General features: G+C 36.1%; 17 protein-coding genes. All 17 read right to left on the reverse strand.

Going from position 1 to position 23,830, the window contains the following annotated elements; translation table 11 throughout:
* Nucleotides 1-449: 449 nt before the first annotated feature.
* A complete protein-coding gene (locus tag AC59HC_RS09200; RefSeq protein WP_343642884.1) occupies nucleotides 450-1,130 on the reverse strand; it encodes a hypothetical protein in 681 nt (226 codons plus the stop codon).
* Nucleotides 1,131-1,137: 7 nt separating this feature from the next.
* Complete coding sequence (rfbD, locus tag AC59HC_RS09205; RefSeq protein WP_202839840.1) at nucleotides 1,138-2,001, reverse strand: dTDP-4-dehydrorhamnose reductase; 864 nt, start codon at nucleotides 1,999-2,001, stop codon at nucleotides 1,138-1,140.
* Between the two features lie 46 nt (nucleotides 2,002-2,047).
* Nucleotides 2,048-2,533 (reverse strand): acyl-CoA thioesterase, encoded by a 486-nt coding sequence (locus AC59HC_RS09210; RefSeq protein ID WP_110009820.1) that lies wholly within the window; start codon nucleotides 2,531-2,533, stop codon nucleotides 2,048-2,050.
* A gap of 70 nt (nucleotides 2,534-2,603) precedes the next feature.
* Nucleotides 2,604-3,107 carry an OmpH/Skp family outer membrane protein gene (locus AC59HC_RS09215; RefSeq protein ID WP_110009821.1) on the reverse strand — a complete coding sequence of 168 codons (504 nt, stop codon included), beginning with the start codon at nucleotides 3,105-3,107 and terminating at the stop codon, nucleotides 2,604-2,606.
* 65 nt (nucleotides 3,108-3,172) lie between these two features.
* Entirely contained in the window at nucleotides 3,173-3,727 is a 555-nt protein-coding gene (locus tag AC59HC_RS09220; protein ID WP_110009822.1) for an OmpH/Skp family outer membrane protein, read from the reverse strand.
* Between the two features lie 9 nt (nucleotides 3,728-3,736).
* A complete protein-coding gene (bamA, locus tag AC59HC_RS09225; protein ID WP_110009823.1) occupies nucleotides 3,737-6,271 on the reverse strand; it encodes an outer membrane protein assembly factor BamA in 2,535 nt (844 codons plus the stop codon).
* Nucleotides 6,272-6,299: 28 nt separating this feature from the next.
* On the reverse strand, nucleotides 6,300-7,049 hold the full coding sequence (uppS, locus tag AC59HC_RS09230) for an undecaprenyl pyrophosphate synthase (protein WP_343642878.1): 750 nt from the start codon (nucleotides 7,047-7,049) through the stop codon (nucleotides 6,300-6,302).
* A gap of 1 nt (nucleotide 7,050) precedes the next feature.
* Nucleotides 7,051-7,941, reverse strand: coding sequence for a type IX secretion system protein PorG (gene porG / locus AC59HC_RS09235; protein ID WP_202839844.1), 891 nt, complete (start codon nucleotides 7,939-7,941; stop codon nucleotides 7,051-7,053).
* Between the two features lie 213 nt (nucleotides 7,942-8,154).
* Complete coding sequence (locus tag AC59HC_RS09240; RefSeq protein ID WP_202839846.1) at nucleotides 8,155-10,653, reverse strand: polysaccharide biosynthesis tyrosine autokinase; 2,499 nt, start codon at nucleotides 10,651-10,653, stop codon at nucleotides 8,155-8,157.
* Nucleotides 10,654-10,655: 2 nt separating this feature from the next.
* A complete protein-coding gene (locus AC59HC_RS09245; protein ID WP_110009827.1) occupies nucleotides 10,656-11,540 on the reverse strand; it encodes a polysaccharide biosynthesis/export family protein in 885 nt (294 codons plus the stop codon).
* Between the two features lie 38 nt (nucleotides 11,541-11,578).
* Nucleotides 11,579-12,697, reverse strand: a complete 1,119-nt coding sequence (locus AC59HC_RS09250) for a glycosyltransferase family 4 protein (RefSeq protein WP_202839848.1) — start codon at nucleotides 12,695-12,697, stop codon at nucleotides 11,579-11,581.
* A gap of 103 nt (nucleotides 12,698-12,800) precedes the next feature.
* A complete protein-coding gene (locus tag AC59HC_RS09255) occupies nucleotides 12,801-13,802 on the reverse strand; it encodes a glycosyltransferase family 2 protein (RefSeq protein ID WP_202839851.1) in 1,002 nt (333 codons plus the stop codon).
* A gap of 3 nt (nucleotides 13,803-13,805) precedes the next feature.
* Nucleotides 13,806-14,876 (reverse strand): formimidoylglutamase, encoded by a 1,071-nt coding sequence (locus AC59HC_RS09260; RefSeq protein WP_429812298.1) that lies wholly within the window; start codon nucleotides 14,874-14,876, stop codon nucleotides 13,806-13,808.
* 147 nt (nucleotides 14,877-15,023) lie between these two features.
* On the reverse strand, nucleotides 15,024-17,600 hold the full coding sequence (gene topA / locus AC59HC_RS09265) for a type I DNA topoisomerase (RefSeq protein WP_202839854.1): 2,577 nt from the start codon (nucleotides 17,598-17,600) through the stop codon (nucleotides 15,024-15,026).
* 273 nt (nucleotides 17,601-17,873) lie between these two features.
* Nucleotides 17,874-21,290 carry a T9SS type A sorting domain-containing protein gene (locus AC59HC_RS09270; protein ID WP_496558476.1) on the reverse strand — a complete coding sequence of 1,139 codons (3,417 nt, stop codon included), beginning with the start codon at nucleotides 21,288-21,290 and terminating at the stop codon, nucleotides 17,874-17,876.
* A gap of 206 nt (nucleotides 21,291-21,496) precedes the next feature.
* Entirely contained in the window at nucleotides 21,497-22,636 is a 1,140-nt protein-coding gene (locus AC59HC_RS09275; protein ID WP_228406498.1) for an EpsG family protein, read from the reverse strand.
* Between the two features lies 1 nt (nucleotide 22,637).
* A complete protein-coding gene (locus tag AC59HC_RS09280) occupies nucleotides 22,638-23,642 on the reverse strand; it encodes a hypothetical protein (RefSeq protein WP_496558477.1) in 1,005 nt (334 codons plus the stop codon).
* Between the last annotated feature and the right edge of the window lie 188 nt (nucleotides 23,643-23,830).

Genomic DNA, 23,830 nt, shown 5'->3' on the forward strand with positions numbered 1-23,830 from the left:
ATAAATTTTACATTACAGTGATATTTATTCCTAAAGGACTGGAAGGCAGGGAGAAAAATTTTAAACATTTGTTTGGAGAATCGGGGTGAGAGCGTGGGAGAGTTTGAGGGTTTGAGGGGGAGAGAGGTATGATTCGGGGTGCGGGATGCGGGGTTTGGAACATCAAATAAGGTATCTATAATAAGGTGCAGGTTTGAATTGAATTCAGATGGAGGGAGTATCTTTATTAAATGGGATTCATTAGACTAAGCTCAGGATTTTAGCCCGTTCCCTATTGACATATATAATAAGTTAAGGGAAGGTTTTCAATAAAGCCTGTAAAAAATGTGACTGGAAAAACATTTGAGCTAAAACTCAATACAAAGATTATATAAAAGAACGGGCTTCAGCCCGTTCATATTGTTGATTTATATAGGCCAAAACCTACAATTGTTTAGTATAGAATGTTTCTAAGGTTTGATTTCCTTATATATTACGCTCAAAAACTCAGCGTAGGATTTCTCCAGACCAATAATATCCCCGGATTTCAGATTCAAACCACCCACTCCTGAGTTGTCTGATTTTACTTTCAGGGAGGAAACCTGAAAATAAAGATTGTCATCATTGGCTTTTGGCTGAACTTTCACTGTAGAGCCTAAAAGCTTTTTGGTTGAAATCGTATAGATTTCTCCCGGAACCACTTTTAATTTTAAAAATGATCTGGGAGAAATAATATAGTCTTTACGGTTAACATTTATTTTCTGATCTTTTTCAGAAGATGCAAATATATACATCTCCCCATTTTTAGCCGCCAATTTTTCTTTAGGTGTGTAATATAAAGCAATTTTATAATTGGCAGCATTGAATGTCTGCGGAGTACCATCAACATTTTCGAAAGGTTTTAATTCAAATGTATTGGCACCAATCTCTTTTGCTTTTTTATATACCATGGAAAATACGAGTGCGTCATCTTTTGAAACCCCCTGTACTTCTACTTCTCCTAAATAAACAGCCTCTGCAGCGGCAGCATCTTTTCTGTAGAAGAATTTATCTGCATTGTCATTTGTTTTTTCAACTCTGGTCATATAAACATTCTGTGCGCTCCACAGCTGGATACATAATACGGAAAAGAGGATTGTAATATTCTTCATATATATATTATTCGTGTGAAAGGATTTCAACACATTCTTCAAGACTGTTTTCCCAATGTTTGGGTTCTATTTTATAAACTTCTTCTATTTTATCCAGAGACATGGTACTTCTGACTGGTCTTTTGGCAGGAGTTGGGTACTCTTCGGTTGTCAATGGATTTAATTTTACTGATGATTTTGAAAATTCAGCAATTTTTTTGGCAAATTCAAACCAGGTTGTCTCCGGATAGTTTGAGAAGTGAAAAATGCCGTAGGTTTTCTGTGGTGCTTCGATAATTCTCATAATAGCTTCTGCCAGATCGTTGGCATTGGTTGGTTGTCCAAACTGGTCAGCAACGATTCCCAATTCTTCTTTCTGAGAGAAAAGATTCAACATTGTTTTCACAAAGTTCTTATTAAACTCGGAATACAGCCAAGATGTTCTTATAATGATTGTTTTTGGGTTGATTTCCAGAGCAAGCTCCTCTCCTTCTTTTTTTGATGTTCCGTATACACCTATGGGATTGGTAAAATCATCTTCAGCGTATGGAAGATTTGTGGTTCCATCAAAAACATAGTCTGTAGAAACATGAATCAGAACAGATTTATAATCTGCACATGCCTGAGCAAGGTGGGCTACTCCGCCGGCATTTACTGCAAAGGCTTTTTCTTGTTCCTTTTCTGCCAGATCAACTGCAGTGTATGCGGAGGCATTGATGCAATAATCAGGTTTGTTATCATAAAAGAAATCGTTCACCTGCTCTTCATTGGTAACATCTAAAGTAGATGAGTCCGTAAACAGGAACTCATATAGATGTTCAAAATCCGGGGCAATCTTTTTTATGCAGTTTCCCAATTGTCCGTTACTACCTATTACTGCTATTTTTTTCATTTGTTTATTATTAATTTTAAATTGGAACCTTCAATAAGAAATGGAGTTAAGAGTTCTTGGCATTCTGAGATCTTAAGAACTTCACCCTTGACTGGAAGTCTTTCTGGATAAGATCTACATAAAACTGATCAAAAATTTCTTTGATATCTTCTGGATGAACTTCAGATTTTCTTGTTTTAACATTAAAATAAATAACAGTCACCCAAAGTACAGCATGAATTGTTTTTTCATCCAGACTCTTCATCAGAATTTCCACTTTTGCCGTTCTATCCTGTACATCGATGGTCTTGCTGCTGATCACTACCTGTGTATTATATCTTACTTCTTTGAGATAGGCTATTTCGTTCTGAATAGCAATCCAGGTACAGCCGGTTTTCTTGGTATATTCTTCATAAGTGAATCCATAAAATGTTTCCACGTGATCTTCTCTGGCATTGAACATATACTCAAGATATTTTACATTATTCAAATGTCCGATCGGATCACAATCACTAAACCTAACTTTGACCGTAGTTGATACTTCTTTTTCCATTCCGCAAAAATAAAAAAACCACCTCTAAAAGAGGCGGTTGGTTTTATAAATCTTTGTTAATTTGCTGAAATTATTGAATTCCTAATTCTTTCTTCACAGCTGGAGTTGCGTCTGGTCCTCCTTTATAAAGGAATGCTGTTGAGTTTGCATCCATAATATAATCGTATCCGCCAGCTTTAGCTACTTTTTCTACTGCATCGTTTAGTTTTTTCTCAATAGGACCAAAAGCTACATCTTGCTTAGCTTGTAGATCTTTTTGAGCTTTTTCCTGCATTTGCTGGATTTCTTCAGCTAATTTTTTCATTTCTGCTTCTCTAGCATTGTTTTCGTCAGCTGTTTTCTTAGGAGCTTCAGTTTGGTATTGCTGATATTTAGTTTGAGCTGCGTCAGCTTTCTTCTTGATCTCAGCTTGTTTAGTATCTAAGAATGTTTTAAGATCAGCATCTGCTTTCTTTTTCTCCGGCATCGCGTTAAGAACTCCCATTACATCTAAAGTAGCAATTTTTTGAGCTTTTGCCATACCTACAGATACAACCATCATTACTGCTGCAAATAATACACTTAATTTTTTCATAACTGGTAAATAAATAATTTAATTTGTTTTTAGATTTTAAAATATAGCAAAAGTTAATTCTTTTATTATTTTTTGCCTTTACTATTTGTTTTTTCCTTCTTGTCTGTTCCTTTTAATAAGATAGACAATACTTTTTCGGTGTAATCATATTTTGACTGAAGGAAAATAACACTAATGTTATTGCTTTTATCAAGAACTATGCCCAAGCCATTTTTTTCGGACATTGTTTTGATGGCTCCCCAGATCTGATCCTGAAAAGGCTGAACCAGATTTGTTCTCAGTTTTGTAATTTCACCATTCGCTCCAAAACGTAAGCTTGTTGTCGTTTTAATATTTTTATCTAGGTCTGTAACTTCTTTTTCTCTAAGTTTAAGCTGATCACCTATCAATAAAACTTTTTCACTTTCAAAAGCAGCTTTTTTTCTTTCATATTCAGACTGAAGATTTTGAAGTTCAGACTCCCAGGTATCGATCTGAGAATTTAATCTTGCTTCGGCTTCTTTATACTGAGGTAATTTATTTAAAATTTCATTAGTATCCACTACTCCGATTTTCTGGGCATTGTTCAACCCGAAAAGCAAGAGTAATGCGAATGTGAAAATTATTTTAAAGTGCTTCATATTTAATAATTATAATGTTTGGTTCATCAAGAAGTGGTTTCTCCATCCGGACTTGTCACCTGATAATGTCTTATCAAGACCTAGTGCGAAGTCGAATCCGATCAATCCAAATGCTCCCATATAAACTCTTACACCAACTCCGACTGATCTTTTCAACTGAAATGGGCTGTAAGAACTCCATGAGTTCCATACGTTACCACCCTCTGCGAATGTCAGGGCATAGATTTTTGCAGTCTGGCTCATTGAGATCGGGTATCTTAATTCTAAAGTAAATCTGTTATAAATTGTACCTCCTCCTCTTTGAGTAATATCATCGGCCTGACCTCCTTCTGTACTGGCATTTTCATACCCTCTTAAAGGGATCAATTCTCTACCGTCATATCGACCTCCGAAAAGACCTGTACCTCCCATATAGAATCTTTCAAACGGCGGCGCTCCCAGCTGGCTGTTATATCCATCCATGAATCCCATTTCAGCAGAAGACCTTAGCACAAGTTTTCCAATGATCTCATTGTAAACATCTGCTTTGAATTTAATCTTATAGAATTCCATCCACTTATATTTGTCAATAGGTGACATTGTGGAGTAATCTTTCTTCTTAAACAATGAGTATGGAGGAGTCAGTTTTGCTGAAAGCTCAATATTGGATCCCATTGTTGGGAAAATCGGGTCAATACCTGCTGAGTTTCTGCTCAGTCCTAAATTGACACTGAAGTTATTGGCAGTACCGTTATTTTCTGTGGTATCCCCAAACTGGAATGGATAGTTCTTGAAGTCATACTTCTGGAACTGTAAACCTGTATAAAGAGAGAAGTAGTCATCCGGCCAGTTCAATAGTCTGTTCAGACCTACTGAAGCAGAGAAGATGTTCAATTTCTGGGCTTCTCCATATTGATCTGTGTATCTTACTCTTGAGTTATTTAAACTTACAGAAAGTGCTGTTGGTCTAGTACCAAATAGCCAAGGCTCTGAGAATGATACTCCATAGTTCTGGAAATACTGTCCTGCCTGTACCTGAATAGAGAACGTTTGTCCGTCTCCCTGAGGTACCGGTTTGAAATCTTTAAACTTAAGGAAATTCTTTAATGAGAAGTTATTAAATGTTAATCCTAAAGTACCGATAAAACTGTTACCTCCGTAACCTGCCTGTAACTGAACCTGTGAAGATCCTTTTTCTACAAGCTTCCAGTTGATATCTACAGTATTATCCACCTGGTTTGGCTGGATATCCTGTCCGACCTGCTGAGGATCAAAGAATGACATTCCCGCTAAATCGAAATAGGTTCTTTTAATTTCTGTTTTTTTGAATAGCTCTCCCGGTTTTGTTCTTAGTGCTCTAAGAATTACGTGGTCATGGGTTGTTGTATTTCCCTGCCATGTTACTTTATTCCAGGTAGCCTGTTCTCCTTCATTAATTCTTACTTCAAGATTTACGGCATCTCCTGAAACTGATTTTTCAACCGGCGTTACATTAGAGAAAAGGTAACCGTTATTCATGTAAACAGATTTAATATCTGAATCATCTTCTTTACCTCCGTCTTCCCCAACTTTTTTGTTGAAACCTACTGCATCGTAAATATCCCCTTTCTTATATCCTAATAATCTCTGTAAATATTCTGTTGCGTATACGGTATTACCCGTGAATGTAATATCCCCGATGTAATATTTTTTACCCTCGCTAAGTTTTACATTGATTTCGTAGTTATTTCTTTTGTTTCTCCATACTGAATCTGAAACGATTTTAGCGTCTCTGTATCCCAAGGAGTTGTAATAACTGATAAGGCTTTGCTTATCTTCCTGGTATTTATCTTCAATGAATTTTGAGGATTTCAAAATACCACCGATTCCGAAACGTTTTTGTTTGGTTTCTTTGAAAGCTTTATTTCTAAGTTTGCTATCGGTTACATTATCGTTTCCTTCAAATTCGATATGGTCAATTTTAATTCTTTTACCCTTATCTACATTGATTGTCCAGTCTACCAACGCGGGATCTCCTGCATTTACTTTATCCTGGATAGTAATTTTGGCATCTGCAAAACCTTTTTTGATGTAGTCTTTAGGGACATTGGTTTTAAGGCTTGAAACCAAGTTCTGAGTGATCTTAGTTCCTGGTTTAAGGTTGTTATCCTTTGCCAGTTTTTCACTTTTAGATTTACCGATTCCTTTTCCTGTAAATTTCACTTCTCCAAGTTCTTTCAGATCCTGCAGATAAAATTTCAGAACGATCGTCTGTCCTTCAATGCTTTGAACATAAACTTCCACTTCAGAAAAAGATTGGGTATCCCAAAGTTTTTTTACAGCGTTGCTGATTTTCTGTCCCGGAATGTCTACACTTTCTCCTTTTGTAAGGCCCGTAAATCTTAAGATCTGAGCTGGTGTATATTTTTTTACCCCATCTACAACGATGTCTTTAAGTGTATAAGTTCCTGCCTCATTTTCTGCATGTACAGCATTATTTACTTTTGTGCTGTCTTGTGGAGTTACTTGTCCATAAAAATGTGCAGAAGCAGCAAACATAATGATGGGTAATAGTCTAAACTTCATTTTATCGAGTCTTTCTTTTCTTAAAAATTTATTGGCCTTTTACCTGTTCACCGGTTAAACCATATCTTCTTTCCTTGTTTTGATAATCCACAATACACTGGAAGAAAATATCTTTGGTGAAATCCGGCCACAGAACATTTAAAAACTGTAATTCAGCATAAGCAATCTGCCAAAGCAGGAAATTGCTTATTCTTATTTCGCCGCTGGTTCTGATCAGTAAATCTACAGGAGGAAAATCTTTTGTATAAAGATAATTTTCAAATAAACTTTCGTTTATATTTTCTATCTCTACTTTTCCTTCTTTTACATCAGAACTTATGTTTTTTACGGCTTCCAGTATTTCATTTTGTGAGCCATAGCTAATAGCCAATACAAGGTTTCCTTTTGTGTTTTCTTTTGTGAGTTCTACCACACGTTCCAACTGCTCTCTTACTAATGCAGGCAACTTATCAAGATTCCCTATAACATGCATTCTCAATCCTTTGCTGAAAATCTCTTCTGCTTCCAGCAGTAAGGTTTCTACCAACAGATTCATAAGGGTATTCACTTCTTCGCTTGGACGATTCCAATTCTCTGAAGAGAATGTATACAATGTTAAGTAAGGAATATTAATCTCATTACAAGCATTAATAGCATTTCTTACTGCATTAATGGCATTTTTGTGACCGAAAGTTCTTTCTTCGCCACGAGATTTTGCCCATCTTCCATTACCATCCATAATGATGGCTACGTGTTTTGGTAAATTCTCAGAATTTATTTTTTCTTTAATCAACGACATATTATTCACAATAACATGGAGGTCTTCCGAACGAATATGTCAGTCCTAAACTGAAAGTATTTATCCAGTCTCTGGATCTGTCATCTCCAATATTTCTCTTTTTAATAAACTCTGCTTCTCTTTCTTTAGAAACCGCATAATAATTTCCTGACTGTAATAATGAACCGCCTGTGGCAGGATCCAAAATATCAGCATTATAAGAAGTTTTTACATCTTTGGAAAGGATCTTGCTGTGATCCAACTGATCCGTCAATGTATATCTGAATGTAGCTTCTGCAAATATAGCCCAGGAATGGTTGAATTTATACTTTAAACCAACACCAAAAGGGATATGCATTGTTACTTTTTTGCCCAAGGAATAATCTGTGGTGGTTGTAAAATCCAATTCATTGACCGGAGCCTGTGCCACACCATCAGCATCTCTTCTGAAGTCATTCACAAGAGTAGCTTTAGGAGCATCAAACATCAAAGCACCGACACCTCCGAAGATATAAGGGCTCAGCATGCTTATCTGCTCATTATTTACCGGGAAAAAGTTATATTCAAACATTAAACTCGCCTCATACACATTATTTTTTCCGTATGAGTTTCTATTTCTTCTATAATCTTCTTTTGCCGCTTTATCACTGAACTGGATCTGGTTGTATCCTAAATCCAATCTGATAGTCTGATGCGGGTTAAAATTAAATCTATATAATAAACCACCATAAAATGGGACTCCCCAATCTGACGTTCTGCTTAAATCCAACGGCTTCTGTAAAATATAATTTGTCCTTCCTACATCTCCCACTAGGTTACTCATACCTAGACGAACTCCCAATTCGTTTCTTTGTGCTTTAACACTTACCACTCCAAGGAAGGCAAGGAAGCTAAACAATAATTTTTTATTCATAAAAGAATATGGATTTATGGTTATTTTAAAATTTAATTTTTGCAAATATAAAACATTTTTATATTAATGATAATCTTAATGTTTAGTTAAAAATAAACAAAAAAACATAATTTGTTATAAAGTAAACGGCAAAGTGGCAAAAATATTCTTTTTTTCATAGAATGAAAATACTTTACATATGAAAAAACCCCCATTAAATGAGGGTTTAATGCTTTATTTTTTATTAAATAATACCTGTACTTTATTTCTGATCCTTATCAGTAACGGCTCTTTATAATTTTTATCTTCATCGAAATAACCATAACCATAGCCATAGCCGTAACCATAGCCATAGCCGTAGCCTTGTTTGGTATTATAGTCATTATAGACAAGTCCCAGATTATTGACTTCATCGTTATGATACTTTTCAGTAATCATTTTCAGCATATATTTTTCTGTGTATTCATGGCGTACAACATATATATTAGCATCAGAATACTTCATCAGTTCATACGAGTCTGCCACCAGACCTACAGGTGGTGAATCTATAATAATGAAATCGTATTTTTCTTTGAGTTCTTCTATAAATCTGATATTTCTCTGACTCATTAAAAGCTCAGATGGGTTTGGCGGAATAGGACCTGAAGTAGCAACATCCAGATTAGGGATCTTGGTCTTGTTAATTATCTTGTCAATATCTACTTCTCCTGTAAGATAATTGGAGATCCCATATTTATTATCAATCTTAAAGTCTCCAAAGATTTTCGGTTTTCTAAGGTCCATTCCTAACAAGATTGTTTTTTTATCACTTAATCCTATTACGGATGCTAAATTGATGGAAATATAAGTTTTTCCTTCTCCTCCAATGGATGAAGTAATCAAAATAACTTTTCCCTTTTCACCTTCATTGTCCATCAGAAATCTCATATTGGCTCTTATTCCCCTGAAGGCTTCTGATACAGATGATTTTGGCTGCTCCAGAACGGTAAGCATATTTTCATTGCTGTTATTTCCAATGACTCCAAGAAGCGGAATTTTCGTTGCACTTAAAAGTTCTTTAATATTTCTGATTTTACTATCTAATACTTCACCTACAAAGATAAAAAGTAACGGAAGCAGCAGCAATCCTGAGATAATGGCAGTTTTCGCTAACTTGACATTAGGTGCAATAGGTCTTTGTCCCAGATTTTTGGCTGGGTCAATCACTGTAATATCAGATTGATTGGTCGCCATTCTCATTTTAGTATCACTCTGTCTTCCCAGAAGACTATTATAAGTCGCCTCAATCATATTATATCCTCTTTCTGCATCCAGATATCTTCTTTCTTTTTCAGGGTAAGAAGCTAAGTCCGAGTTGGCTCCTGAAATATCACGATCAATTTTGTTGATCTCCTCATAATATCTGTTATAGTATCCTCTTAAACTGTTCGATGATCCCATTCTTGCCTCATCAATAAGCCTGTTGATTTCTCTCATAGGCTCTGATGAAGGTTTGTAAATAGAAGCCATTTCTGCTCTTTTGGTATACAGAGCTTTAAGTTCAGTAACTGTTGCTGAGAATACTCCATCTTCAAAACCTGCAGCATTGGTTCCAATCATTTTATCAAAATTCTGAGACTGCAGCGTGTTTTTTATATTGTTAAGAGAATTGATTTTGCTTATGATATCTGCTTTTTTAGCCTCGAGTTCTTTTATTTTTTCAAGAGATTTTTCGTCTCTGTCTTTAATATTATAAAGTTTTTCCGAAGTTTTTAAATAATTGAGCACACTCGCACTTGAATCAAGTTTTTTACGGATGTTATCCAGATTATCCTTTAGAAAGATATCGGTATTCTTATTGACTACATTTTTATCAGCCAGTCTCTTTTTTTGTAACTCTGCAACAGATTTATTAAGGAAATTTACTGTGCTGTTGAGATTATATCCTTTTTTAGTAATAATCATAATGGACCTGATTTCTTTATCAAAGTCAACACCTGTAGTAGAAACAATTTCGTTTACACTTTCATTGACCGATTTCAGGTTTACAATAATATTATCCAACTTAATTTTAGAAGGAACAGGATTTTTAAGTAATCTGAACCTCAGGTTCGGAGCATTGTACCATTCGTTGATTTTAATGATTTTATCAGCGGGTCTGCTATAATGATTGATAGTCTGAAAACCTTCCACTTCATAATTATACAGGTTAGTGGATTCTCCTTCTTCTGGTAAAACTACCTGATATGCTCCATCGCCTTTGGGGATCAGGGTAATAGGATAATCAATCTGCTGAAGATGTTTTTTATCAATCTGAAGAAAAACCGGTGAATCATCTTTATCCAGGTAGGTGGATTTTATCAGTCCTTTGGTAGAATAATTAACAAAAAGATCCAGTTCTTTTACCAAAAATTCATTGTGTGATCTTGATAAAAGCATTTTTTTCAGATAAAGCCCATCCTGATTTCCGGTATCACCCCAGATGAAGTTGATGGATTGGTTAGACTGTGTTGGTAAGAACTCAGAACCTTTACTGGAGGTACTTAATGATAAGTCTGATGCATAAATATTTTGTGCATAGTATTTACTGTATACCCATGCAACGGCATAGCCGATAAAAAACATCAATACAAACCAGTACCAGTTTTTAAGGACTCTTCTTAAAAAGTGTTCTAAATCAAATAACGCAAACGACCCATACTTTTCTTTCTGAGAATTATTCTTCTCTGCAGCGGTTACTCTTTCTGGAATCATGACTAAAGATTTTTAAGAAGTAAATAAATAGACAATGCCGTAGTAATTACCGAAACTCCTGTTGTTAAAGTCTGAATAGGATCTTTTCCGAATCCGTTCAAGCTTTTTGCTCTTGTGCTCAGATAGATTTCATCTCCATTCTGCACATAATAGAAAGGAGAGTTCATAAGATCTTCTCTGGTAAGATCTATTTTGGCAATTTTGATTCCTTCCGGAAGTTTTCTGTGGATAACGATCTCTTTCTTATCAATCGTCCTGTTTAGCCCGCCATTAATGGCTAAAGCTTCAGTAATGGTAAGTGTATTTTTATGAACTACTTTCTCTCCTGAAAGACCTGTAGTTTCAACATCACCAAGAATATAATAAGTGATACCGTCTGTATTGAGTCTTACTTCAGATTTACCTTCCTGGAAATTTTCATTTACCTTTTCCTGAATTTCTTTTCTGATATCCTCTAATGTTCTTCCCTCAGCTTTTACATAGCCAATTCCAAAAACATTGATATCACCATTGGAATCTACCTTGAGTCCGTTAAAATAGAAATTCGTATTTCCTCCTCTGCTCATCCCGGAAGTAGTACCAACTCCTCCCCCTACAGAACCACCGCCAGACATGGCCGGACTTGTTACAGCTCCGGTTCCGGTCCCTCCTGAGGAATTGTAAGAAGAATAAAACTGTGCAGCATCTCCTTTGGGAGTTGTTACAATGTTAAGATTGAGGATATCATTTTTGGTAATCCTGTATACAGGGATATTGTAGGGAACAAGACCTTCTTCATTAATTACGAGACTCTCACTTGGTTGTAAGTATCTTACATCCTTTGTTGTAATACATGAGGTAACTAAAAGAGGGAATATTAAAAATAAATATTTAAAGTTTTTCATCATATATATATAATATTGTTTACAAAAGTAATATTTAATTGTTAATTTTTGTTATTTCTTACTCGATATAGTAAATCTGGCAAATATGCACCAAAAAAACCCAGTGAAACAATCACCAATAATAAAAGATTGACATTAATATGTCTTAAATAATAAGCCACTCCAACAATCATCAGATAGTAAAGAATAATATAAAAAGTTGATCTCCTATGGGTAAGATTCAATTTCAGCAGTTTGTGATGAATATGGTTTTTATCAGCATCAAATGGTGACTTTTTGTTGTAAAGCCTGATCATAATGACATTCAGAGTATCTACAATCGGAAGAATCAGAATAGCTACCGCTACTACAGGAGCAGACTGAAGGTGATATCTGGGAACATCGATCAGTTTTTTATCTATAAAAATATCGATAAAACAGATGGATGTAAAAGCCAATAAAAAGCCAAGGAGCATAGAACCGGTATCTCCCATAAATATTTTGCGGGTACGGTAGTTTGACAGATTATAATACAAAAATGCCAGCACAGTTCCAATAATAACAACAGACAGTATTACCAGCGGATAATTATATTCCCCCAGACGGTAATAGCTTATTCCAAATAAAGCACTACAGATAACGGAATAACCTCCTGCCAGCCCATCGATCCCGTCAATCAGATTGAACGCATTAATCAGAATAATAAATGTTACGATACTGAATATCACACTTACGAAATACTCCAGTTCGTATACGCCGAAGATTCCGAATAAACTTCTTATTCTGATATCCGAACCAATAACAATCAGGGAAGACACAACAATTTGTGCAACAAGTTTTTTGTAAGCTCTCATTACAACAATATCGTCCATTACCCCCACATAGAGCAGGATAATTAATGAAGCAAATAAAAATTTGTAGAGATCAAACAATTCATAGGCAAAAATAGAGGCACAGATTCCTATTGAATAAAAGATGGCGATTCCACCAAGATTGGGAATTTCTCTAAGATGCGAGCTTCTTATTCCAGGCTCATCCATCAGATTCTTTCTTCTTGAAATCTTGACAATGGTAGGAATAGAGAAAAATGTAATTAAAAAGGAGAATACGAAGCCTAATCCTATTTTTATATAGAAAATAGGTATCCCCGATCCGCTTAAGAACAATTCAAAGTTTTTCATTCTTTTCTAATTCAGCACTTGTATCTCCAAAATAAAAAATCATAACAGGAACTTTATTATCATTTTCTATTGACCGAAACAATAGTACTTACATTTGTGTTTACTAAATCAACTTTCTTATCAATTTTTTTTGTCCTCCAAAAAACAACAGATAAAAAATCTTTTTCTTCAAAGGCAAAGATAAAAGATAATTCTTACCAAAACGACTATACTTCAATATATCTTGAATTTTTATTTGTCTTTCCTTCATAAAAAGGTCTAACTGATCAGACATACTGTAAAATATTTCGTCTTTTTTCACATACGCCAGGTAGGCCAAAAACGAGTAAACTCCCTCAAAAATCTGGAAATTTTTCAATTCCTTGCTTTTATTGGAATAGGAAGATTTACCGAATACCTGCTCTACATCAGAAACTGCCTTTAACATATCAAGCCCTTTTTCTGTGTGGGTTTTTGTAATAGAATCAGTACGTTCAAGATACTGATAATGAAAATTCTGAGTCTGCGCAATGGTTTCACATTCCAGCAAAAGCTGAGGAATCAGCTGAATATCTTCAAAGTGAACTCCTTTTTTAAATCTTTTCTGATTAAAAAGTTCTTTTTTGAACAGCTTATTGCATGCAAAATAGCTGATATCAGAAAATACAGAAAAGTTATGTTCAAGGGCTATTTTCTCCGGCATATCGGGAAGCTGTGTCAATTTTTGTACAATTTTTCCGTTCTCATCCACTTTCTGAATATTACAGATGACCATTTTTGCATGATGCTTTTCCGCTAAAAGAAACATTTCTTCAAACATGTTTTCAGTAACATAATCATCACTGTCTACAAAACCTATATAATCTCCGGCAGCCCTGTCGATTCCAAAATTACGGGCATCACTCAGTCCACCGTTTTCTTTGGTAAAGGCTTTTATTTTATCAGGATATCTTTGTGCAAATTCTTTAATTATTTTTTCAGAGTTATCTTTGCTTCCGTCGTTTACTACAATAATCTCGATATTAGAAAGGCTCTGCTTTACCAGAGAATCGAGGCATTTTGCCAAATAGTTTTCGACATTATAAACGGGAACAATAATGGATACTCTTGAGGGAACATTTGTCATACATTAAATTTTCGTCAGTCTTGCATTCAGCCAGCCCTTTTTAGCTTCATCAAAATCTTTTCTGGAGCAGGGAATACAGTTTTCTATATTTTCATCATCACCAAAATACCACAAATTACTGAAAGTATCACGTCTGAATGCATATTGTCTGTCATCTATCAAAACGTAGAACAGCTCATAATGCCTTTCTTTCGGATGGGAATGCTGGATATTGATTCCTTCGATCAGGTACCACAGCATCTGTGCTAAGAGCTGATGGTTCAACTGGTTTTCAGAATAAATATTATAATTAAAAATTCCGACAGATTTCAGGTTTTCACTCAATCCGATTTCCTTCATATAGGCACAGATCTCTCTTCTGTTCAAACCATTTACCTGTGGATTCATTGAAAAGGGCTCACTAAAGCTTTCAATAGCATCACAGTTTACGGTCACCAGATCTGCTTTTCTGAAGAACGGTTCTGTTTTTTCTGTAGAATTCATCATTTCAGCCAGCCGGATAATATCAAATTCTACTTCTTTGATCAGCCTTACAGAATCCAATTCATTCAAATGCTTCTGGTAGCCCAGATGATGGTAGTTTTTAATGGAGAAATTTTTGGCTCCGAAAATTTTGCTCAAAAAAGTATTTTCATTGATGGTTTCACCTTGCTGAAGGGAAATAATATTACTGATCTGGGTATAGTTGATGCTTTTCTTATGGAAATTCAATGCTGAAAATAATGAGAAAGCAAAGTCATTGGAGCCCCCGATAATTACCGGAATAGCTCTTTTATAATGACATGCCGACAGGACTTCCTGTAAAATATAGTGAGTATCCTGAACAGATTTCCCAGATACCAGATCACCAAGGTCTACAACAGGAATTTCGAAATCCATCTGTGAAAGCTTGTAAAATTCTTTTCTTACCGCCGTAAAGTCCTGCACTTCCGCATCGCCGCCCGCCCCTCTGTAGTCTGATACAAACAAAAGAACAATACTGTCTTCTCTGATATCTTTTGTAATCCGATTTCCTATCTGCCAGCTTTCAGTTTTAAAATTTCTTGGTGAAATGATAAAGTCTTCGAAATCCATATTTTAATTTAAAGTGTAATAATTGATTAATTGCTTGATGTAACAAACATACAAAAAACATAGAAACTGAGAAGACATGTTTCTCTTTGTTCATAAAAAAAGCCGTCAACAGGTGTTGACGGCTTGTATTGTAACCTTAAGGATTATTTATTTTTTCGCTGCAGGTTTCTTAGCTGCAGTTTTTTTCGCTGTTGTGGTAGTCTTCTTAGCTGTAGCTGCTTTTTTAGCTGCAGGTTTTTTCTTTTCTGCAAAAGCTTTTGGATCCTGATCTGTAATCCACTTTTTAACCTCATCAAGAGAAAGTTCTTTCAGTTCCTCAGCTTCATATTTTGTATCGTCAGCTTTTTTCGGAATTTTGAACATGGCTTTTCCAAACTTGATGAATGGCCCCCATCTTCCGTTTTCAATGGAAATTTTTTCTTTTTCCCACTGCTGGATATATCGGTTGGCTTCTTTTTCCAATTTAGCATCAATCAGCTCATTGATATCGCTTTGCGAAAGGTTTTCGAAATCATATCTCTTGGGAACATTTACAAAGATATCTTTGTACTTGATAAATGGTCCGAATCTTCCTGATCCTTTGGTTACCGGTTCTCCTTTATACGTAGCAATTGGAGCATCAGCAATTTTCTTTTCATTGATAATTTCCTCTGCACGTTTCTGATCTACAGAAAGCGGATCTTCACCTTTCGGAATACTGATATACGTTTCTCCCCATTTCACATAAGGCCCGAATCTTCCTACTCCTACAGAAACCGGCTGTCCGTCAACTTCGCTTAAGTCAAACGGCAGTTTAAACAGTTCCAGCGCTTCTTCAAAAGTAATGGTTGCAATATTCTGCCCTGTCATTAATGAAGCAAAGATTGGTTTTTCCTCATCATCCGTTTCTCCGATCTGAATCATCGCTCCGAATCTTCCGATTCTTGCATGTACATTTTTACCGGTCTTAGGATCTACTCCTAAAAGTCTGTCTCCTGTTGCACGATCTGCATTTTCTTCTACATCTTCAATTCTCGGGTGGAATTTTGAGTAGAAATTCGTCATCATTTCTTTCCACTTCTGATCACCACTTGCAATTTCGTCAAAGCTTTCTTCAACTCGTGCCGTGAAACCGTAATCAAGGATTTCCCTGAAGTTATCTGTAAGGAAGTCATTAACAACTTCACCAATATCTGTAGGAACGAATTTATTTTTATCACCGCCAAACTTCTCCTCAAGAACTACTTTTTTGATCTTATCTTTTGTCAGAGACATTTTGATCACTTCACGGGTGTGTGGTTCTATTTCTCTTTTATCCACATACTCTCTGTTCTGAATAGTCTGAATGGTAGGCGCATAAGTAGAAGGTCTACCAATCCCTAATTCTTCAAGTTTTCTCACCAACCCGGCTTCAGTATATCTTGCACTTGGTCTTGTGAACTTCTCAGTAGCAGTAATGGTTTTATAGCTCAAAACTTCTCCCACGCTTACTTTTGGCAGCAGCTTATCGTTGTTTTCATCATCATCGTCCTCTGTTTTTACAATTCCGTAGGCTTTCAGGAAACCGTCGAAGATGATAACTTCTCCTTGTGCCTCAAAATGATGCGGTAATGATGTATTTCCTATTTCGATCACTGTCTTTTCAATTTTGGCATTAGCCATCTGAGAAGCAAGTGTTCTTCTGTATATTAATTGATAGAGTTTGTTCAGCTGTGCATCTCCTATGCTTTTCACTCCAAAATCCGTAGGTCGGATCGCTTCGTGGGCTTCCTGTGCTGAAGCTGATTTTGTGGTATAGTTTCTTGGAGAAGAATATTCCGCACCGTATTCTGAGATTATCTGCTTCTTAGCTCCTTCAATAGCTTCCTGGGATAGATTTACGGAGTCTGTTCTCATATAGGTAATAAACCCTTCTTCATATAATCTCTGTGCCAGACGCATGGTATTGGTCACATTATATCCAAGTCTTGACGAAGCTTCCTGCTGTAAAGTGGAAGTTGTAAACGGAGCTGAAGCGGAACGTGTACCTGGTCTTGTTTCAACATTGAGAACTTTAAATTCTGCAGTTTTAGCCTGTTCCAGGAATTTTTCAGCCTCTTCTTCCTTTTCAAAATCTTTTTTAAGCTTAGCAGCAATTTCCTGCTCTGTTTTATTTAAAAAGATTCCGTCCAGCTTAAAGCTTGCTTTTGGCGTAAATTCACGGATCTCTTTTTCTCTTTCAACAATTAACCTCACTGCTACAGATTGTACTCTACCTGCAGACAGTCCCGGTTTTACTTTTTTCCATAATACGGGAGACATTTCAAAACCTACGATTCTGTCCAGCACTCTTCTTGCCTGCTGGGCATTTACTAAGTTCTGATCAATATCTCTTGGGTTGTCGATTGCTTTTAGAATGGCGTTTTTGGTAATCTCGTGGAAAACAATTCTTTTTCTGTTTTCAGGCTTCAGCTTCAATTCATCCGCAAGATGCCATGCAATAGCTTCTCCTTCGCGGTCCTCATCGGAAGCGAGCCATACCATATCGGCTTTCTTTACGGCAGCCTTTAATTCGGTTACCAGTTTCTTTTTGTCTGCTGAAACTTCGTAATCAGGACTGAATGTAGCAAGGTCTATCCCCATTCCTTTTTTAGGAAGATCCCGGATATGTCCGAAACTGGATTTCACTTCAAAATCCTTTCCTAGATATTTTTGAATAGTTTTTGCTTTTGCCGGGGACTCTACGATTACTAAATTTTTCGACATTCTAACTAAAAATTTTTGCAAAAGTAAAGCTTTTTTATTATATACTTTTTGTTAAAAGGGTTTAATTTAATAATCAGGGCGCTTTATACTCTCTTTCAATACTCATTTTTTGAATAAACAAATCCTTTGTAGTATAGGTTTTAGACTGTTATACAACAATCAGCATTCATTGATATAGAATTTTTCATCAGCCATAATAGATGTAAGAAATATGCCGGCTCATACAAAAGCAGAACAAGAAGTCTTATTCTGCTTTTTAGTATCTTATTTTATTTATTGTTTTACAATTTTTACATTCGCTTCAGAATTATTTATTCTTATTAAATACACTCCTGCGTTTAAAGATGAAAGATCTGTCTGATTATTGATAAAATGCCCAGACCTTACAAGTTGTCCCAGCATATTAAAAATCTCAAATTTGTACTCTTTATTTTCTGCAGCCCTGATGTAAAGAATATTAGAAAAAGGACTCGGATAGAGTGAGATCTTGTTATTAATCACCGTAGATTTTGCATTTTCTTTAATCAATTTATAGCTATTGGGTATAACTGAAATTCCTGATGCAGGACCCTCTTCATTACCATTAGCATCATATTTTATTTTCACACATCGGCATCCTGTTCCGAAGTAGGGGTCATTATTGTCATGAAAGACAATCATTCTGTTAGTGGTAGAAGCTGCATCAAACAACAGATTAATAGATCTTCCGATATAATTTGAATTTAAAGCAGCCGTCCATACAGCAGGATACTGAAAGTTTAGCATATTAAATGTTCCCTGAGCACTTTGATTAGCCATCACACTTCTGAATCCTCTTGATCCGGAATCAGGATAATTTCCTATGGAATATGCCGGATTATTAAAGATATATCCTACTGTAGCATTGGCAGAATTTCTTACTCTTATACCTGAATAATCTGTGGCAATACTGTATGAGGTTGCTATATTCTTATCTTTTTTGTACCATGGTGTCTGTCCGAAATCTGCTCCGGAAACCAACGCGACATTTGTAAGGTCCGGAATTCTCCAACCTTCAGGACAAGGATCAAAAGGTGATTTTTTACCCCCTCTTCCCCATCTGTCAGGAGCTAAATTGGGTTCCTGTGCCAGCCAGTCTGTACCGTTGGTATAATTGGGTGTTGTACTGTTGTAAGGAGCAAAAGTACTTGGAATCATATATACCAGAGGATTCTTCACAGAATAGGATATGATCTTGGAGATTTTTTCTGACGGTTTATCGGTTACCTGTACATTTGACAGTGAGGCATAAGTACTGTAAGGTACAATATAGTTTCCTGAAAGATTATTATAGTCAGACTGATCAAGCGTACTGTACGAAACTGCTCCCTTGGGAGCAGGAGTTCCCAGAAATACATTATAAAAACTCCTGTTATCTGCATACTGGAATGGGGGGATAGGGTCTTTCCTTCCCCACTGATAGTGCATTCCTGTAGAGGCACGGATTTTTAACAGTTCATCAGCAGTTGGAGCCTGAGGATTGGCAACATTGGGAAAAGCATCTGTTGCCCCCAGATTACGATCCATAAAAACGGTTTGTAATGGAACATCAGCTTTGTTGACATAATTCACATAATTTGTAACTGCTGCAGGAATTTCTGTAGTGTAAGAATAAGATCCCACAGGAGAATCCGTAACCCAGATATGCCAGCTCCAATATACCGGTGAAGATGCACTGCCGTTATGCAATGTAACTACAGCATTTCCACTTTCATTGGGAGCAATTTCTACAGATATTTTAGAATTGCTGATATCCTGTAGTGATAAAGGCGAAGGATTCACTATTAAGACCCTGCTGATTAAAGCTGTATTGGTCGTCCAGAGAACATTAGTTTTTAAATTATTAAAATTGGAAGGGTTTAATATCTCAATATTATCCAGCAATTGGCTTTGCACAGAGAATGCTTTACTGACCGGAATTTCAATAGTAGTACCTGTTTCGCTTTTAACAACCTGGTAGGTATTCGGATTGTTCAAACCTTCGTTATATTCTGTAACTGCGGGCAGATATTCTGTTGGAAAATCATAATCGTTAATGGTGTAGAGCGGATCTTTTATACATCTGCAGCCGTTTGCATCTGAAGTATACATTCCGGCCATAGGAAAATAATAATACCGTCCTTTAATATTGGGATAATTAGGGTCCGGAATATCAGGCTGTGTTTTATCCGGAATCATAGAAAGCCCCCTTACAGTAACAGCAGGAGAAGTATCAAACAACCGGGCTAAAGTAGCAGTCCACAATGCAATATGATGCTGATCACTATACTGCCCTGAATGAGCTCCTCTGATAAGCTGCCCGTTTCCGGGAAAGATCCCCATATTAAATCCGCCGACTGCCGAAAGATCAAAGCCAAGATTAGGGTAAATTCTGAATCCTGTCATAAAGGAAGGAACTCCTGTATCAGTAGGCTTTATGATATAATATTTATTGGTCTCAAAAACATTTTTTGCCATACTGGTTCTTACCCCAAAAGGCGAAAAGTCTATTCTGATATCATCCACATAAGAGGGAGAAGCCAGATTTGCCACCAGCATTGAAGGGATACGCCATCCATTGGGACAAGGATCATAAGGAGATTTATCTCTATAAGGTTTTGTTTTATCATTGGTATTGTAAACGGTTTCAATTTTCCCCTGTGCATTATCAGACCAAAGATTGAGTTCCGAAAGTCTGTTACTGGGCAATGTTGTAGATTTTCCAAACCAGTTGACCGGAAGATTGAGGTTATTGTTATAATAAGCCTGTCCTGAGTTATCATCTTTATTGACATAAATAAGGCTCATAGGATTTTTTACAGAAAGCCTTATATTATTGGTAACCTCCGCAGCGGAAAGCAGAACAAATTTTCTGAGATCATCAATACTCACAGCATTGGTCATATTTTTGGCTCCTCTATGTCTTACTCTGCCTATCGATCCAGAAGCTTCATAAAAATCATTTCCTCTTGTAACCAGGGGTGGAATTGGATCTTTTCGACCCCATTGATAAAGAAGTCCGTTACTCCGATTCCAGTCTGATGCCGTGATAGAATTTGTGATTGCTCCCAGATTTCTGTCCATCCATTTCCAGTCGGAATCCGGAATAATTTCCGTTGTTCCGTCCGATCTCATTCTTTTTATGTTGCTGAAACTTTTATAGGAAACTCCATTGGTGGGATCATCCGTTACCCAGATATGCCAGCTCCAATAAATCTCACCGTCTACCCTGAAAACAACCACAGCATTTCCTTTTTTTGTCTTATTGACAGGCACTTTAATCTTAGCATCCTGCCCTGTTCCTATTATTTCAAGAGCGTAATTCACTCCGGATTTTATAAGTCCGTGAACATCTTCCCATAAAACATCCGCAGTTACCGTTCCTGCCGGGATACCGCTCCCGTTAAGATATCCGCCACCCTCCCACATCGCATAAGCTTTTTTTACGGGAACCAGCAATCCTCCGCTGTTCTGAGTGGGATCAAAAATGTAACTGTTAGGTGCTTTTTTCCAGTCTGGAAGCAATAATCTCATCGGCTCATGAACCGGTTTCAATGAGTCTGTATTCTCACTAAGCCATATTGCTTTTACATGTCCAATCGAGGGAAGATTCCCTCCTATATTACCTTTGGAAGTGATTCCAAATAATATCAGGCATATGACTGCCGCTAATTTTCCAGCTAATCTTTTCATACCTTAGGTTTTAGTGTCTTTAGCAGAATACAATTATTAAGCCCATTTCTATTAAAAGTGATTTATTATACAAATAAAAACACACATATTTGAATTATGTTATTAATAATATAAAATAAAACGCGATAAACAGTATAAAAACCAACAAGGTATTTACATAAAAAAAGACAGCCCTAAGCTGTCTTTATATTTTAAGATTCAAAATTCTAAGGAAGAATATGGTTTTGATACCGGTCAATCGAAAATCGCCCGGCCGTGATATTATTAAATATAGAAAAGACAACAAAATTGAAGACGACCAGTGCGATTATAAATGCATAGATCATATTCTTAACTCTTCCTGAAACCACATACATGGCATTCGGAATAATAATGTATGAGAATCCGATAAACGCTCCTGCCAGCCTGGAAGAGAAGATAGGGTTATTTCTGAAAATAAAATAAAGGCATATCCCGATTACAGCATAGTTTCTATGGTATTCATAGTAAGGATAAAGTTCTTTCATTTTATTATCAAAAACGAAAAGGAAGAAAGTAAGGATTGCCATCATCACCTCTGGAATTCCGATACCACCATTAAGTCGTTGTACCGTTTCATCCATATATCCATTAAACCCTTCAACAAGTGTACTATTAGAGGCCATCCCATCTAAGAAACCACCGAAACTTCTATATATTTCAAATGGGGACAGAAAAACAGAACCGATAATCATAATCAGCATTACCGTTTTGTTTAACGGAACGCGGGCCAGCCAATACATCGGCAGGAATAAGTAACAAACACTGTGTATACCCGACCCTATGAATATAAAAAACAGGTAATGCCAGAGTTTCCGCTCTTTAATATACCGTATTGCAAAATACACGATAAAAGTCCCGAGGTTTTGTCTGATCTGCCCACTTTCCCCGATAAAGAAATTGGGAATAAACATGAAAAGGGTAAAAGTAAAGGGATAAAAAGTATTATCCTCAGTATATTCTACTTTAAAGATCATCGCAAAAATAGCAATAACCAATGTTACCATATAAAAAGGTGCATCAAAAAAATTGAGAAGGATCTTATTAATCAAAGTATACAGCCATTCCACGTCCAGCGTTTCCGGTCCTTCCATATGGAGCATCTTCATAAAGATACTGTAATAGCTTTTGGTATCGGAGTAAATATAGATTCCTTTATAACTTCCGTAATCCGGGCCTACACTGTCTCTGAAACCAACAATAATAATAAAGTAAACAGCAAGGAACCAGAACCACTTTTTATCAACCTTCTTTCCATACACCTCCTGAACACTGAAGAACAGCATATAGACGATGGCAATTATATAATATGGATGTAGTAAACTCATGCTAACTTTCTGATGTTTTTTTAAACTGATGATATGCTGTGATGAGTCCGGTCAGAATTAAAGGCAGGAAAAGCCTCACTTCCCAGAAAAGCCCTACTAAAGTAATCATAAGAAGATAAGGAATGGAAAAGAAAAAATATTTTCCAAAAACACTCTTGTTTTCCTCTGTACAAAGGCCATATATAAAATAAATCACAATTAATGCAAAGACCAGTCCTGCAAGATTGAAAGGGCTGGAAAAGTTTCTGTTGATATAAAAGCCTTCCACAAAAGTCGTTTCATCCTGAACAAGTATAGCTCTTAATCCCAGATAGGGAATAAGGAAAGCAGCAACCAGCGGTATAATTTTCCAGATTACCTCATAATTTCCTTTCTTCAGCTCATCAATATTGAAAAATACGGCTGCAAAAAAAGCTATATTCAGACATGCTGTTTCTCTTACTAAAGTAGAGATCCCGATAAGTCCAATGAGGGTAAAGAAGAAAACATTTTTTCTGGTTTCCAGATATTTCAGAGTCAGAAATACACCTGACAGATAACAAAAGAGCGCGATGGTATCACAATTTGTCGGCGCATACTGTGTGATCACAATGAAAAATACACATAAGAGATGAATAATCCTTCTTGCATTAACATTCAAAAGAAGCCCTGTAGATTTCATCCGGAAAACAGCATTCAAAATCAAAGAACACAAAACAAAGAACACGCTGTTCATAAGAAAAAGCCCATGATAAAAAGGAGTTCCGTTTTTGGACAAAAAATCTTTGAAGAAAGAAAGCGGACCATTGATCAGATTATACATCAAATCCGTCACCTGAACACTCAGATAATTGGGAATCACTCTGTAAGCATATACGGAGGAAAATAAAAAATCAGGGGTTCTCTCTGATGTTTTCAGTCTTGTGTAGGATGATTCAAATCCATAATAAGACATGGCAAACAACAGAAGCGGAAGTACTATTACAAATAGAAATCCGTTTATTTTTTCATCATTTCTTTTCAACATATCTAAAACAGATTCTTATTTTTTTAATAATAATGGTGGTTTAAAATACATTTTTTCAAAAGGGAACTTTTGCAAAAGTAGAATATTTTTTCATTCTTCCTAGAATATTTTATTGATTTTCAGTTAAAACTTATCGCTAACTATTTTGAACTAATACTTAAAAAATTAAATTTGCAGACTTGATTTAA

It is taken from the genome of Chryseobacterium sp. DZ-32 (genome assembly GCF_059587025.1).